The 14626-nt window shown below is 53.0% G+C and carries 12 protein-coding genes; 5 read left to right on the forward strand and 7 right to left on the reverse strand.

Annotated elements, in window-relative coordinates:
- Nucleotides 1-84 precede the first annotated feature (84 nt).
- The 4 genes from HF324_RS07930 to HF324_RS07945 form a co-directional block, all read right to left on the reverse strand.
- A complete protein-coding gene (locus tag HF324_RS07930) occupies nucleotides 85-1545 on the reverse strand; it encodes a RagB/SusD family nutrient uptake outer membrane protein (RefSeq protein ID WP_168811155.1) in 1461 nt (486 codons plus the stop codon).
- A gap of 24 nt (nucleotides 1546-1569) precedes the next feature.
- On the reverse strand, nucleotides 1570-4905 hold the full coding sequence (locus HF324_RS07935) for a TonB-dependent receptor (protein ID WP_168862246.1): 3336 nt from the start codon (nucleotides 4903-4905) through the stop codon (nucleotides 1570-1572).
- Between the two features lie 172 nt (nucleotides 4906-5077).
- Nucleotides 5078-6256 carry a FecR family protein gene (locus HF324_RS07940; RefSeq protein ID WP_168862247.1) on the reverse strand — a complete coding sequence of 393 codons (1179 nt, stop codon included), beginning with the start codon at nucleotides 6254-6256 and terminating at the stop codon, nucleotides 5078-5080.
- A gap of 51 nt (nucleotides 6257-6307) precedes the next feature.
- The gene (locus HF324_RS07945; protein ID WP_168862248.1) at nucleotides 6308-6916 is read right to left on the reverse strand and encodes an RNA polymerase sigma factor; all 609 of its coding nucleotides are present in this window, start codon (nucleotides 6914-6916) and stop codon (nucleotides 6308-6310) included.
- Nucleotides 6917-7208: 292 nt separating this feature from the next.
- Here HF324_RS07945 and HF324_RS07950 point away from each other — a divergent pair, with 292 nt between their 5' ends.
- The 4 genes from HF324_RS07950 to HF324_RS07965 all read left to right on the forward strand — a co-directional run bounded on the left by HF324_RS07950 (nucleotide 7209) and on the right by HF324_RS07965 (nucleotide 9803).
- Nucleotides 7209-7610: a VOC family protein gene (locus HF324_RS07950; protein WP_168811163.1), complete on the forward strand. Its 402-nt coding sequence runs from the start codon at nucleotides 7209-7211 to the stop codon at nucleotides 7608-7610.
- Between the two features lie 138 nt (nucleotides 7611-7748).
- Nucleotides 7749-8441 carry an SH3 domain-containing protein gene (locus HF324_RS07955; RefSeq protein ID WP_168862249.1) on the forward strand — a complete coding sequence of 231 codons (693 nt, stop codon included), beginning with the start codon at nucleotides 7749-7751 and terminating at the stop codon, nucleotides 8439-8441.
- A 29-nt stretch (nucleotides 8442-8470) separates the two neighbouring features.
- Nucleotides 8471-9055, forward strand: coding sequence for a GrpB family protein (locus HF324_RS07960; RefSeq protein ID WP_168862250.1), 585 nt, complete (start codon nucleotides 8471-8473; stop codon nucleotides 9053-9055).
- A 52-nt stretch (nucleotides 9056-9107) separates the two neighbouring features.
- Entirely contained in the window at nucleotides 9108-9803 is a 696-nt protein-coding gene (locus HF324_RS07965) for a membrane or secreted protein (protein ID WP_168811169.1), read from the forward strand.
- A 112-nt stretch (nucleotides 9804-9915) separates the two neighbouring features.
- Here the strand turns inward: HF324_RS07965 and HF324_RS07970 are convergent, their stop codons facing one another.
- The gene (locus HF324_RS07970) at nucleotides 9916-11847 is read right to left on the reverse strand and encodes a gamma-glutamyltransferase family protein (protein ID WP_168811171.1); all 1932 of its coding nucleotides are present in this window, start codon (nucleotides 11845-11847) and stop codon (nucleotides 9916-9918) included.
- 167 nt (nucleotides 11848-12014) lie between these two features.
- Between HF324_RS07970 and HF324_RS07975 the strand changes: the two genes are divergently transcribed.
- The gene (locus tag HF324_RS07975) at nucleotides 12015-13487 is read left to right on the forward strand and encodes a sialate O-acetylesterase (protein ID WP_168811173.1); all 1473 of its coding nucleotides are present in this window, start codon (nucleotides 12015-12017) and stop codon (nucleotides 13485-13487) included.
- Nucleotides 13488-13649: 162 nt separating this feature from the next.
- On the opposite strand, the gene HF324_RS07980 is transcribed toward HF324_RS07975, so the two are convergent.
- A complete protein-coding gene (locus HF324_RS07980) occupies nucleotides 13650-14144 on the reverse strand; it encodes a DinB family protein (protein ID WP_168862251.1) in 495 nt (164 codons plus the stop codon).
- A gap of 14 nt (nucleotides 14145-14158) precedes the next feature.
- Complete coding sequence (locus tag HF324_RS07985; RefSeq protein WP_168811182.1) at nucleotides 14159-14566, reverse strand: Dabb family protein; 408 nt, start codon at nucleotides 14564-14566, stop codon at nucleotides 14159-14161.
- Nucleotides 14567-14626: the final 60 nt, after the last annotated feature.

Genomic DNA, 14626 nt, shown 5'->3' on the forward strand with positions numbered 1-14626 from the left:
AACAGACCCGGTTTTTTTGGGCAGAACGAAGGAAAAAGGGCAGGACTAAAACAGCAGCGGCGCCGTTTGAAGGCGCCGCTGTTGCTAATATCCCTCGTTGTTGGGAGCGAGGTTCGGGTTTTTCTGTATTTCAATGGCGGGTATCGGGTACCGTATGTGGAAATCCTGGATGTTGTTGGCGATATAGGCGTCTTCTGTGGCGGCAGCTGTTTTCACGGCTGCTACCAGTTTACCCCAGCGGATCAGGTCCAGCCGGCGTTGTCCTTCTCCATACAGTTCTACCGCACGTTCCCTGAACAGGTAATCCCGCATGGCCTGCTGTCCCAGGGGAGCGGTAAATACGCCGGCGGCGCCGAATGCCCGCTTGCGTACTTCATTCACAGCCCACAGCGCTTTGTCTGCATCGCCGTTTTCATTGGCGGCTTCGGCCAGCATCAACAGCACGTCAGCATAGCGGAACACGTACATGTCCAGGCCGCCGTCGTTGTCCTGCTGGGTGTTGAGCCGCCAGAATTTAGGACCGCTCCATACCTTGATCTGCTCCACGGGATCTACCTGGAAAGGCTGGTTGTTGTAACTGGTCGCGATGATGGAGGCGCGGCGTTTGTCGTCTTCCTCAATGGTGTTCACAAAAGTGGTGTACGGAATATAGGTGCCATACCAGGAGCGGCTGGCAAAAGGGCTTACGCCTACCTGTTTCTGCGGCTGGTACCAGGCGGAGTGGTCATGACCGTTCAGCACCGGCTCAAAGTCTACCTCAAAAATAATTTCGGGGCCAAACTCGCTGGTCTCGAGAAAGATATCGGCGTAGCTGGCCTGCAGCACATAAGTCTTGCTGTCCACGATGGCCTGCGCTTTTTTCTGTGCGAGGTCCCATTTCTGCTGCCAGAGATAAATTTTGGTGAGCAGCGTCTGTGCGGCGCCTTTGGTGGCGCGGCCTGCATCGGCGCCGGAATATTTGGCGGGCAGTTTACTCTCGGCGTCTGTCAGCGCGTCTACCAGCTTCTCCCGGATATCGGCAGCGGATACACGCGGCAGGCTTTGCGTGTATTCGATGGTGTAATTGGTTTCGTCATAATACACTACATCGCCAAAGAGACCGGTGAGATAATAGTAATACAGGGAACGCAGGAATTTGGTTTCTCCGATCACCCGGTCTTTGATGTTTTTGCTGACACCGGCGGACTTGCTCACTTTGTCGATCACCAGGTTGGCATTGCTGATGCCGCGGTACATAGTGGTCCAGATGGCGGAAGTATACCCGGGATTAAAAGATGTCAGCTGGTAGGTAGGCACAGGGTCGTTGGCCCAGATACGGCCCCGGATAACGTCGGTACCTTCATCCAGCGCGCGCCATAAGCTGCTCTTGAAGCCACCGGAAGTGCCCAGCCAGGAATAAACGCCATTGACGCCGAGCACGGCTTCTGCATCGTTGGAATAAAAGGTGTTGGTACCAATCGCGCTCTTCGGATTTTCTATCAGCTGCTTCCCACAGGAAGAAGCCAGCAATACACAGGCGCTAAAGAGGATATATATCTTTTTCATGTTTTTGTGCTGATTTCGGAGAGATTAAAGATCTATTTTGATGCCTGCCACATAGGTCCTGCTCTGTGGGTAGTTGGTCGCGTCAAACCCGCGTACGGTGGAACTTCTGCCATAAGCATTGGTTTCCGGGTCGAAGTACGGATAGGAAGTGATCAGGAACAGGTTGGAACCGGAAAGGTATACGTTGATGTTCTGGAACCAGCTGGCATGCAGCGCTTTGGCAGGAATGTTATATCCCAGCGTGAGCGATTTCAGACGGAGGAAAGAGCCGTCATATACCCAGCGGGTATTGGGAATATAATCTCTTGAAAAGGCCGGTATATCTGACGTCGGGTTCTGCGGGGACCAGCGGTTGACCAGCGTTTTGTACTGGTTGGACAGCAGATCGCCGGAGTTATAAAATGCGTCGGCGATGTTCATGATCTGGTTGCCTTCTGAATAGGAGATGTAGAAATTGAGTGTAAACCGTTTATAGGTAAGGTTGTTGGCCATACCGCCAAAGAAGCGGGGATTGGCGTCGCCGATCACATGATAGTCGTCAACACTCAGTTTACCATCGCCGTTGCGGTCTGCGTACAGCGCTTCTCCCAGCCTCGGGGTGGCATTGGGAGAAACGGCGCCGGGTATTTTATCCAGCGTTTTACGGGTGCCGTAATAGTCCGCTCCCCAGAAGGTGCCCACAGGATCGTTGAGGGTAAGGCGGCTTACGTTGCCGGCATAAGAAACGTTCTGTGTGAGAATATAATCCACGCCGCCCAGGTCTACCACTTTGTTTTTGTTGTGGGCGATGTTAAAAGAAGTATTCCATTTAAAATTTTTCCGGTCGATGTTAACGGTGTTGACCATCAGTTCCACGCCGCTGTTGCGGATAGCGCCGATATTGGTGCGGATGCTGGAGTAGCCGGTTTGTTCGGGCAGCTGTTTGTTATTCAGCAGGTCGTTGGTACGTTTGGTATAGAAGTCGGCTTCGATGGTGAGGCGGTTGTTGAAGAAACCGGCTTCAATGCCGAGATCGTACTGACCGGTCGTTTCCCAGCGGAGATCGGCGTTGCCGTAGTTGCCCTGTACATAGCCGAGGGTATTGATATTGTTGCCGAGTATGTACCGGGAGCCGCTGAGGGTGGGAAGGGAGCCATAGGGCGCAATCGCCTGGCTGCCTACTTTACCATAGGAGGCACGCAGTTTCAGGTTGGAGAAGACATGCAGGTTTTTGATGAATGGTTCTTCTATAGCGCGCCATGCCACTGCCACAGCGGGGAAGAAAGCGTATTTGTTGTTCGTGGCAAAGCGGGAAGAGCCATCCACCCTGCCGGTGAGTGTAAGCAGGTAGCGGTCTTTGTAGCCATAGTTGACACGGCCGAGATAGGAAACAATGGCAAACTGGGAATAAGAGGAATTGATAATAAAGGTACTCTGATCGGTACCATTGAGGTTGTTGTATTCCATGCCGTCTGTCGGGTATTTGGAGCCCTGTGCCCGTACGTATTCTGTGTTGGCGCTCTGGAAAGTCATACCGGCCACGGCGTCCACGCGGTGGTGTTTGCGGAACGTCTGGTTATAGGACACCGTGTTTTCCAGCAGGTACATCATGTCCTGTGTAGTGGCTACGCTGGCTACGCCGCCGCCGTTCCCGTTTTTGGCCACAGGCAGCTGACCGGAGGAGTAGGAGTTGTTTTTGGTAAAGTTCAGTTCTGTGCCGAAAGAAGTTTTAAAGGTCAGGCTTTTGATGGGTTTATAGTTGATGGTCACATTGCCCAGCAGGTTGTTCCTGCGGACAGGGTTGCTGATATAGGTGGCCTGTGCGAGCGGATGGTTGAGGTTACCGGAGCTGTATTCCCTTTTCAGCGCGAAGGTGCCGTCTTCTTTATACACCGGCATGGTAGGCGCCACGCCCAGTGCGGAAGAATAGTAATCGAGGCCGCCGAGGGAAACAGGGTTGTTTTTGGTGAGGCCGCTGCCGGCGTTCAGGGTGGTGCTTACCTGTACTTTGGAAGATATGTTACGGGAATAATTCAGGCGGAACTGGTAACGTTTGAAACCGGAGTTGAGGATGATACCTTCCTGGTCGGCATAGTTGCCGGAGATCATGTAGCTGGATTTAGCGTCGCCGCCGGAGGCCTGTGCGGTGATGCTGTTCTGCCTTGCCGCACGGGTAATTTCTTTCTGCCAGTTGGTATTGGGTACGTTGTTCACATCGGGATAAAAGGGCGCTTTGCCTTGCGATGCCAGCTGATCGTTGACCATCTGCGCATATTCCGGCCCGCTCATCATGTCGATGAACTTCGGCAGCTCCTGGTAACCGGAGTTAACGTTAACGGATACACGGTCTTTCCCTGTCTTCCCTTTTTTGGTGGTGATGAGGATAACGCCGTTAGAGCCACGGGCGCCGTAGATGGCGGTGGAGGAGGCGTCTTTCAGGACGTCGATGGAGGCGATATCTTCGGGGTTGAGCAGGTTCAGGTTAAATTCGTCGCCGGCGGCAATGATGCCGTCTACCACGTACAGCGGCTCATTGGAGGCGCTGAGGGAGTTACCCCCACGGATGCGGATACTGGTACCGTCGCCGGGCTGCCCGCTGATGGAAGTGACCTGCATGCCAGGCGCTTTGCCTTGCAGCATCTGGTCCAGCGTGAGGATGGGCACATTTTCAAAGGTCTCGCCTTTGATAGTGGCTACGGAGCCGGTAAGATCTTTTTTGGCTACCTGGCCATAACCTACCACGATCACTTCATCCAGCCCGGTAGGTTTTTCTTTCAGTACGATGATGAAGCCATCCTGGCCGCTGTAGGGGACCTCCTGGGTGACATAACCTACGTAGGACACCACCAGTACGGCGCGATTGTCCGCTTCCTTAAATACAAATTCGCCGTTGCTGTTGGTAGTGGTGACGGCAGTGCTGCCTTTGATGCGGACGATGGCGCCGGGAAGGCCATTCCCTTTTTCGTCGGTGACCTTCCCTTTTACCTGCAGGAGTGTCAGCGGATTAAAGGGGGCGGGTTGTTTGGCGGTCACCACGATCACATTGTCTACGATGCTGTAGGTGAGGGGCTGGTCTCTGAAACAGGCGTCGAGCACCTGTTGCAGCGAGGCCTCTTTCACCTGTATGCTGACAGGCTTCGTGTGATGGAGGCTGGTATTTTCGAACCAGAAGAGATAGCGGCTCTGTTGCTCGATTTTTTTGAAGACACGCTCCAGTGGCACATGCTGCTCAGACAACGTGAGTTGCTGTGCATAGCCGGCAGCGCTTAACTGCAGGCAGGCGACAAGGAGTAAAAATACCGTCAGTTTCATGATCATCAGGATTTTGAAATGCTTCTTCCATTGTCCTTTTGGAGGAACATAAAGCGTAGAAAATTTCATACTTTTGAAAAGTTTGAGTGAAGTGTTTAATCGTCTGTTGCAGATGGATAACATGCGCTCAAAAGGGCAGTTTTGAGAAAACAGCTCCCACCGGTAGTGTTCCCAGCACTACCGGATTTTTTTTGAACAGCATGTGTTATTGGTATGGTAATCTTATTTCATATCAGGCTGGTTAAGGTGTTACAATGATCTTTCGTCCGTCTATGGTAAAATGAATGTTGCTTAGTTCCAATATCTTCAGCACTTTGGACACATTGGCGTTGCGGGGTATTTTGCCGGTGAACCGCCGTTGTGGTATCTCTCCCTGGTATATGATGTCCACATCATACCAGCGGGATATCTGCCTCATGATGCTGTGGATATCGGCATCGGTGAAAACGGTCATCCCGTTTTTCCATGCTACTGCTGCTTCGGTGTCCGCTGCCCGCACCTGTATATTGCTACCGGCAACCGCCTGCTGTCCGGGTTGCAGCACTTTGCTGACGTTGCCTTTGGTGACGCGTACGGCGCCTGCCAGCAGGGTGGTGTGACTGTTTTGTTCGTCGGCGTAGGCCATCACGTTGAATTGGGTGCCCAGCACGTCGATGGACAGGTCGTTGACTTTGACGGTAAATGGTTGCGCGCTGGTAGTGGCGGCGACTTCAAAACAGGCTTCCCCGATGAGTGCTACTGTACGGTCGCTGGCGCCGAAAGCGGCAGGGAATGTCAGCGAAGTTGCTGCGTTCAGCCATACTTTGCTGCCATCGGGCAGGTTCACCTGGTACTGGCCGCCTTTGGGCGTCCGGATGGTGTTATAGCCGGTGTCTGCAGGCCGGTTGTTACCGGTAACAGTATAGATAAGTTGACCGTTGGCGGTTTTCCGGATGCTGACGCCTCCCTGGCTGGCGACGGTGCCGTTGGCAGCGTCATCGAGCACAATGCGGGCACCATTGGCCAGCGTCAGGGTGGCTTTGTTGCCACCGGCGGGAATGTCCTGTACTTTGTTGCGATGCGCGGTGGGAACGGGCAACGCTGCTGGTTTTGTCAGCGTGTAAGCGCCCCATAACAGCAACGCCAATACGGCGGCCGCGGCCGGTATCCGGTACCAGGAGCGGTTACTTTGGCGTGGCAGCAGTGCGGGGGTATTGCCCATTTGCTGTTGCAGCAGCTGCCATTGCTGTTGCGCCTCCTGTTGCTGCGAGGCGGTGGCGAGGGCTACGACCAGCGGCTTGAGCGCTACGGCTTCTCTGGCCAGCACCGGGTCCTGACGAAGACGCTCTTCCCAATACCGCACGTCAGCGGCATTGCGCTGCAGGCAGTAGTTGATGAATCGCTCGTCGTGAACGAGGTAGGAGAAGTCATTTTCAGACATATGTCATCCGCTGTTTAATCAATAGAGCAGGAAAAAATTCATTTTCACTACTCAGTGGGAAAATAAAATGTGAAAGAAGAAAAGCAGGTAGATCAGCACCGTGATCAGCTCCTTGTTGATACTGGCTTTTAGCTTGTCCAGCGTTTTGTAGATGGTATTATAAACAGTGTTGACAGACACGTCGTTGGCCGTGGCTATTTCGGCATAGGAGAGGTTCAGGAAAAATTTCTGGTAGATCATCTGCCGCTGCCGGGAGGGAAGGCTTTCCAGTTGGCGGCTGACCGTCTGCTGTAGCTGCGCGCTTTGTTCCCGGGCTATCAGCTGCTCTTCCGCCGAGTCGGACAGCAGCCAGTCCGGTACTTCGGCCGTCATTACGGTGACGTCCATTGCGGCGCTTTCCTGCCGGAACAGGGCCCGCAGGAAGATGGTCACGATATAATTGTGGAAATGCGTTACCTGCTGCAGTTTGTGGCGTCCCTCCCAGAGCTTCAGGAAAACATCGTTGACGATGTCTTTAACCTGCTCGCTGTCAAATCCTTTTTTCAGGCCCACATAAGCCAGGTAGTGGTAATAGTGCATGTAGATGCTGTAGAAAGCTTCCGGGCTTTCCTGTGTTGCAAATTCCCCCCATTCTTTCTTTAAATCTTTTCCTGAGATCATGAACTGCGATGCGCCTTTAAAGAAAAAACAAAAAATAAAAGTAGTATCTCCACGGGCATATTCCCCTACCGTGCGTTAGTCTTAACAGAAACTTTACATGACCGGGTTGATGGCGGTCTGTGGCTTCATTGTTCGCTTTCCATTCCTTTAAAACGTGGTTACAGGATGCCATAATACGACAAAAAATCCGGTATTTTACCAGGGAACCTGCCGGCGTACCGGAACATCCTCTATTTGTACCTGGTACCCGCTGACCTCCTGTTTTATATTTGATCTTTAAAACGATGATTATTTGAAAGTAAAAGAACTACGGCTGGTACTGACAGTCGAGAACCTGGAAGAGGTCATCCGGTTTTACCGGGATACGGTGGGCCTGCCTGTCTCCAAGTCATGGAATGAAGAAACCGGCAACGGTATTATCCTGGAAGCCGGTTTGGCGTCGCTGGAACTGATCGATGCCAAACATGCCACCACCATCGATGCGCTTGAAGTGGGACACAGGGTGGCAGGCCCGGTACGGCTGGCGCTGAATGTAGGCAACGGGATAACGGCTGCCGCAGATGCGCTGACAGCAGCAGGAGCTGAGGCACTGAGCCCGGTCACTACCGCTCCGTGGAGCAGGGTGGTACGGCTGAAAGACCCTGCGGGCATGCAACTCACATTATTTGAAAAATCAACGCTGTTCGGTGAATAAATGTATCTTGCGCCGTATATCCCTGACAGTATGCCATCCCCGTCCTTTATCGGAAATATCCATGAATATCCGCCGGAAGACAACGGTAGGGTAGCTCCTGTTGAGTTTTTCTTTTTCTTTTTCGTTTAATATAGCAGGATGAAATATATCGGCGCAGTAATGTTGTTGTCCATAGGAATGCAGGCGCAGGCGCAATTTGGCGTGATACAGGACAAAGATGGTTATACCAATGTAAGGGAGGGCGCAGGCATCTCCCGGAAGATAGCAGACAAGGTACAGGATGGTGAAGTCGTGTATACGTGGGAGCAGGAGGGGGAATGGTGTAATATCAATTATCACCGGAAAAACGAAATTGAAAGTGGTTTTGTGCACCGGTCCCGTATAAAAATGATCAGTACTTTTGAAAAGATCAAAGTCAGGCAGCAGACGGAAACCAACGTGGTGTTCCAGGAGGACTCGGTGACGGTGATGTTCACAACGCGGCCTTTTGTGGAAAAAGACCACCAGGTGCACCATGGTAAGTCGGAGGAGGGATTCTCTTTTGTCGAAAAAATAGACGGCAACGATTTTTATGGTTGTGACGGCGGCTTGCCCACACGGGAATACAACACTTTTACGATACAAATCGGTAATCGCGCCGTGGTGGTACCGGAGAAGGCTATACGCGATCTGTACCAGCCGAACCCTGAACTGACGGAGGTGTTTTATGACCGTAAAAACGACCGGCTTTATATCACCGCCAGCAACAGCGATGGCGCCGGCGGCTACGAGGTATTATTCCGGTTTGATCATGGCGTATATACAAAAAGAGCGATTTACTACGGATTTTAGGACCTTTATCATTGAATAAACCAACCGCCATGGAAAAGAGAACGATTACCGTAGTGCCTTATACCCCCGAATGGGCCGATACCTTCCGGCAGCTGGCAGCACTTTACCGGGCACAGCTGGGTAATCTTATCACAGGTATTGAACATGTTGGCAGTACTTCCGTACCCGGCCTGGCAGCGAAGCCTGTCATCGATATCGATATCCTGATAAAGGAGGCTGCCGGCCTGCCTCCGGTGGTGGTGGGACTGGAGCGGTTGGGATACACATGGAGAGGGGATCTGGGCATCCCGGGCAGGGAGGCTTTCGGCAGAAATGCAGGCACTTCGCCGCTCGACGGAGAGGGCACCGTATGGCCGGCGCATAATTTGTATGTTTGCGTGGAAGGCTGCGTAAGCCTGAAAAACCACCTGGAGCTCCGCAATTACCTGCGACAGCATCCGGAAGCAGCGCTGCAGTATGGCACACTCAAACAGGAGCTGGCCGCCAGATATCCTCATGATATTGACAGCTACGTGGAAGGAAAAACAGCGTTTATTACGGGGATACTGGCGCACACAGGCATGGGAGCGGATGTCCTGAAAGACATTACGGCGCAGAACAAGGCAACGAAGTAAGGAGAAGGGCGCCTCATAAGATGCTTATATTTTTCACTATAAAACAGCTTATATGAGAACATTATGCCTTCTTTTGTCTTTCCTGTGCGCCTTCGCGACCATCGGGAAAGCACAGGAAAACTTCCGGGGCGCCTGGAAGTCCTCCCATGGCGGGGTGAACAGCATCCTGCTGATCACGCCGGGGTATTTCTCCATCACCACCTACCAGGACACCAGTTTTATTGACACCATGGGCGGTACCTGGAAAGCCGATGGCAGTGATAACGTAGCCATCAAAATAGAATTTAATACCGAAGAAGGTAGTCAGGTAGGCTGGGAGGGTTCCGTGCCCCTCTCTTATGCGGATGGAAAACTCACCACCACCCAGAGCGGCGGTCAGCGGGTGGAATGGACCCGCGTGGATAACGGCGACGGTCCGCTGGCCGGCAGCTGGCAGATCACCGGGAGGGAACAGAACGGCAAAATGAATACCATCACACCCGGTGCGCGCAAAACCATTAAAATCCTGACCGGCACCCGCTTCCAATGGGTGGCCATCAACACGGCTACCGGTGAATTCTTCGGCACCGGCGGCGGTACGTACACCTTCGAAAACGGCGTGTACACAGAAAAGATTGATTTCTTCTCCCGCGATAACTCCCGCGTAGGCGCCTCTCTCACCTTCAAAGGAAAAGTGGACGGCAATTCCTGGGACCACAGCGGCCTCAGTTCCAAAGGTGATCCCATTCATGAAATCTGGACCAAATAATTACGAATTACGAATTACGAATTGAGGGCTCCCTTTATAGAGCGGGTATTTAATAACCGTTCCAAAAGGGAGCCCTCAATTCGTAATTCGTAATTCGTAATTCGTAATTGACTTACCAGGCTATTCCATAATCTTCGCCATGGTTACTGCTGCCACCCCACAGCGTACCATGTTTGCTGTCAAGATAAATGGCATTGACAGGGCCGCTGGTGCGCTGTTCAAAGCTGAGGTGATAGCCCATGCTTTCCAGTATGCTGCGTGTTTTTTCAGGCGTATTATTGTTCAGTAACAGACTTCCCGGCCGTGGCATGCGGTCGCTGACCTTGCTGCCGCCGAGTGACAGCCACAGCTGGTTGGTATTGATATTGGCCGCTTCGGTGGCCTGTTGTACGGTCATCCCGAAATCCACTACGTTCACAAAAAATTGTAACAGGTTCTGGTCCTGCGTATCGCCGCCCTGAACGGCGAACGAAAGGAATGGTTTGCCGTCTTTCAGCGCCATGGAAGGGGTGAGGGTTACACGTGGCCTTTTACCGGGTGCGATTACATTGAACGGGCAGATGGCGGAATCCAATACAAAGCTCTGGAGGCGCTGGCTCATACCGATGCCGGTACGGCCGGCGATACAGGCGGGCAGCCAGCCGCCGCTGGGGGTGATAGACACTACCCATCCGTCTTTATCCGCTGCCTCCACGCTGGTAGTGCCCCTCCACAGCCGGTCATGGTAGGCGCTGTCGGCTGACTGCTGCGCGTACAACTGTTCTGTGTCTTTTCCTGTATTGAAAGTAGTGGCGTCGTGTTTGGGCACAAAGCCACCGGGCTTGCGGCCGTTGGTGGTATCCATATAACCTTTGCGCTCTTCCAGGAAATGCAGGTAAGGATTGCTTTTACCGATATAGGGATACGGGTCTCCCGGACCGGCCGCGACATCGTTGCGGTCAGGCAGGATCTGTTTGGCCCGCGCCTTTGCGTAGTCTTTGTTCAGCAGTCCCATGATAGCCCTGTTCTTATTGAAATAAGGATCGCCATAATAAAAATCGCGATCGGCGAAAGTAAGGTTCATGGTCTGGTACAGCGTATGGATGTACTGCGGTGAATTATAACCCATGGCCTTCAGGTCGAAGTTCTCGAGGATATTAAGGCTTTGCAGCAACATCGGTCCTTGTGTCCATTCCTGCAGTTTGTATACTTCAATACCGCGATAGTTGACATGCAGCGGTTCTTCTTCGATGGGTTTCCAGCGGGCCAGGTCTTCGAGGGTAATGAGACCGCCCTGTTCCTGGCAGCCGCGTACAAATTCTTTTGCGATGTCTCCTTTGTAGAAACGGTCATAGGCCGCCATGATAGCCTCTTTGCGGCTTTTGTGTTTTTTTAGTGCTTCCTGTTCGGCTTCCACCATTTTAGTGAGGGTGGCCAGCAGGTCTTTTTGTATAAACATTTCCCCTGCTTCGGGCGCTTCCCTTTTCTCACCGGGATGGGTAAGGAAAACAGCTTTGCTGTAAGGCCATTGCTGAATGTATTTTTTACCACGCTCTATGCTGTTGGCCGTCTGCGCTTCTATGGGGTAGCCGGCGGCCATATCCATAGCCGGCGCCAGCACTTCTTTGAGGCTCATGGTGCCGTACTGTGCCAGCATATAACAGAGCCCTCCGGCGGTACCGGGAGTGACGGCCGCCAGCGGACCGTATTCCGGTGGGAAATCGTATCCTTTGGATTTGAAGAACGCGGGCGTGGCGCCGGTGGGCGCTACGCCCAGTGCATTGATAGCGATCACTTTCCCTGTTTTCGGGTTGTAGATCAGCGCCTGTGTTTCACCGCCCCAGCTCAATACGTCCCACATGGTGCAGGTCGCTGCCAGCATGGCGCAGGCGGCATCTACGGCGTTGCCGCCCCGCTGGAAAATCATGGCGCCGGCGGTAGCCGCCAGCGGTTTGCCGGTAACGGCCATCCATTTTTTACCGTGCAACGGTGGCTTCTGCGTCTGTTGCGCCTGTACGCCTGTCCATAAAAGAATGGCGGCCAGCCATAAAAGAAGATGTCTCATAAAGCAAATTTGCGATTTTGGATACTGGTTTTGATTGCAGGCAGCACATGACTGCGCCGCCGGGAGACTAAAAATAATAAAGTATCCCTGATTGTGGGAGTACAGGTTGCACCGGAAAATTCTTTTTATTACTTTTTACCTTTCAAAAGCACGCAAATTTATCAACCATGATCAAAAACACCTGGCTGCTGACAGCCTGTTTGTTAATAACGGCGAGTGTATCCGCCAACGTTACCCTGCCCGCATTCTTTGGCAGCGGTATGGTACTGCAACGTGACCAGCCTGTCTGCATCTGGGGCTGGGCCGATAAAGGGGAGAAAGTGACGGTACAGTTTAAATCGCAAAAGCAGTCCGTGAAGACCGGCAGCGACGGCAAATGGATGGTGAAGCTGAAGCCTGAACAGGCCGGCGGCCCTTTTGTGCTGACCGTTACCGGTAAAAACAATATCACTTACGACAACGTCATGATGGGGGATGTATGGATCTGTTCCGGGCAGTCCAATATGGAATGGCATGTAAAAGACGCCACCAAAGGCGCAGAAGAGATAAAAGCGGCCGATTATCCGCAGATCCGGGAGTTTACCGTGAAGAGAACCGTGGCAAAAGAACCGCAGGACAACGTGGCCGAAGCTGCCTGGGTGCCGGCCACGCCGGAACATGTGGGCAACTTCAGTGCAGTAAGCTACTTCTTTGGGCGCGAACTGTATAAAGAACTGCAGGTGCCAATAGGCCTGATACACACCTCCTGGGGCGGTACCCAGGTGGAAGCCTGGATCAGCAGGAAAGGGTTCCTGGGCAGCGAAACCTTCCGGGCCATGATGTCGGAGCCACTGGGCATCGATTCCATCACCGGGCCTAACGGTTATCCCGCCTGCCTGTTCAACGCCATGATACATCCGCTGCTGTCTTACGGCATCAAAGGGGCTATCTGGTACCAGGGAGAAAGCAATGCCGGCCGTGCTTACCAATACCGTCAGTCATTTCCGCTGATGATCACCGACTGGCGCAATCAGTGGAAACAGGGCGATTTTCCGTTCTATTTTGTACAGCTGGCCAGCTACGATCCTACCCGCGGCAAAGGAGAAGGTAACAGCAACAACGGCAGCAACTGGGCGGAACTGCGGGAAGCACAGGCCATGACACTGTCACTGCCGCATACAGGCATGGCCGTTACCACCGATATCGGTGAACGAAATGATATCCATCCCAGGAACAAACAGGACGTTGGCAAACGCCTGGCACTGAATGTACTGAAAAACGTATATGCCAAACCGGTAGTTCCCGCCGGACCAGCCTACAAATCCATGGACATCAGCGGTAACAAAGCGCTGATATCTTTTACCGATCCGGGATCAGGGCTGGTGGTCAAAGACCGCTACGGCTACCTGAAAGGCTTCGAAGTAGCCGGCGCCGACCAGCGTTTCTACTATGCCAAAGCTGCGATCGTAAATGGAAAAGTGGAAGTATACAGCGAGCAGGTAACAACCCCTGTGGCGGTGCGCTACAACTGGGCCGATGATGCGGCCGACGGTAATCTCTTTAACAAAGAGGGACTTCCGGCAGCACCCTTCCGCACCGACCAGTGGAAAGGAGTGACCGAGAACGTGGTGTATCAGTTGCCGAAGGCAGGAAACAGATAATGATAATATTATTTTGCAAAGGCGCCCTTAATGGGCGCCTGGCTTTTTCCTTTCTCCCCCAAAACGCTTTCTAAACAATTAACTGAGAAGGGCCGCATTGTGCCAGCACTTCAGCATCTATTGCATCCTCATTACTTCAAACACTTTTTTCATATTCCACTATTAAGCTGAAGCAAGCACCTTTACCGTCACCAGCAGCTGCCCGGTATGCCGCATGGTATGCTCGGCGGCATGGAACAGCAGCCCCTGTACGGTGGAGGGGAGCTGTTTGCGGCCTACGCCCCGGAAATCCGTCAGGGTGGCGGGATCTGTCTGCGACAGCTGTGCCAGCGCTTTATCCACCTGCTGGTCAAATGCTGCCAGCAAGGTGGCGGTGTCGGCAACAGGTTGGCCTTCTGCTTTCAGTTCTTCCAGTTGCTGCAGTGACAGCAACTGCCCGCGCGCGTAGGTGAAAAGCCGGTCCAGCACGCCGCGCAGGTGTTGCAGGTGAAAGCCGGCAGAAGCTACGCCGGCCGGTTGTTCCCACAGCCGGTCTTCCGGGAAGCCGGCCATCAGGGCGTTGATTTCCGCCCGGGCTTGCAGCAACGTATGGGCTACGGGCTGCAATAAAGCAGGGATGCCTTCTACAGGCCCCTGCATCCAGTATTCTGTTGCCATAATAGTAGGACGGTTTATACTTCCTGTATGTCGTACACCACGACTTTTTCCCACAGGTGGCTGTAGTTTTTGATAAAATCGAGATGGATAGGATGCGTCTGGTAAGCAGCCTGCGATGCCAGGTCTTTAAAGAACATCAGTTCAGACACGGCCCAGCTGGCGTCTACCACGTCTCTTTTTTCGGTGTCGGCCACTATGCCTACGTGCAGTTGACCTATCGCCGGGATGGCGGACAGCTTTTTGATGCCTTCCACCAGCTTATCGCGGTCGGCGGTGGAACCAGTGTTTTTAAGCCAGAAAAACACATGGTGTGCGATCGGAAATTTGTGGTTGCCGGCGGACAGTGGCATAGCGGTAGCGGCGCTGGCGGCGCAAAGCGTGGCGGCGGTACCGATGAATTTTCTTCTGCTGGATGTTTTCATAAGGTGTAAATTGTGGACCTGAAAATAATAAAGATTCGGGATTCGTCCCATAATCCGGTG

It is taken from the genome of Chitinophaga oryzae (assembly GCF_012516375.2).
Lineage (GTDB): Bacteria > Bacteroidota > Bacteroidia > Chitinophagales > Chitinophagaceae > Chitinophaga > Chitinophaga oryzae.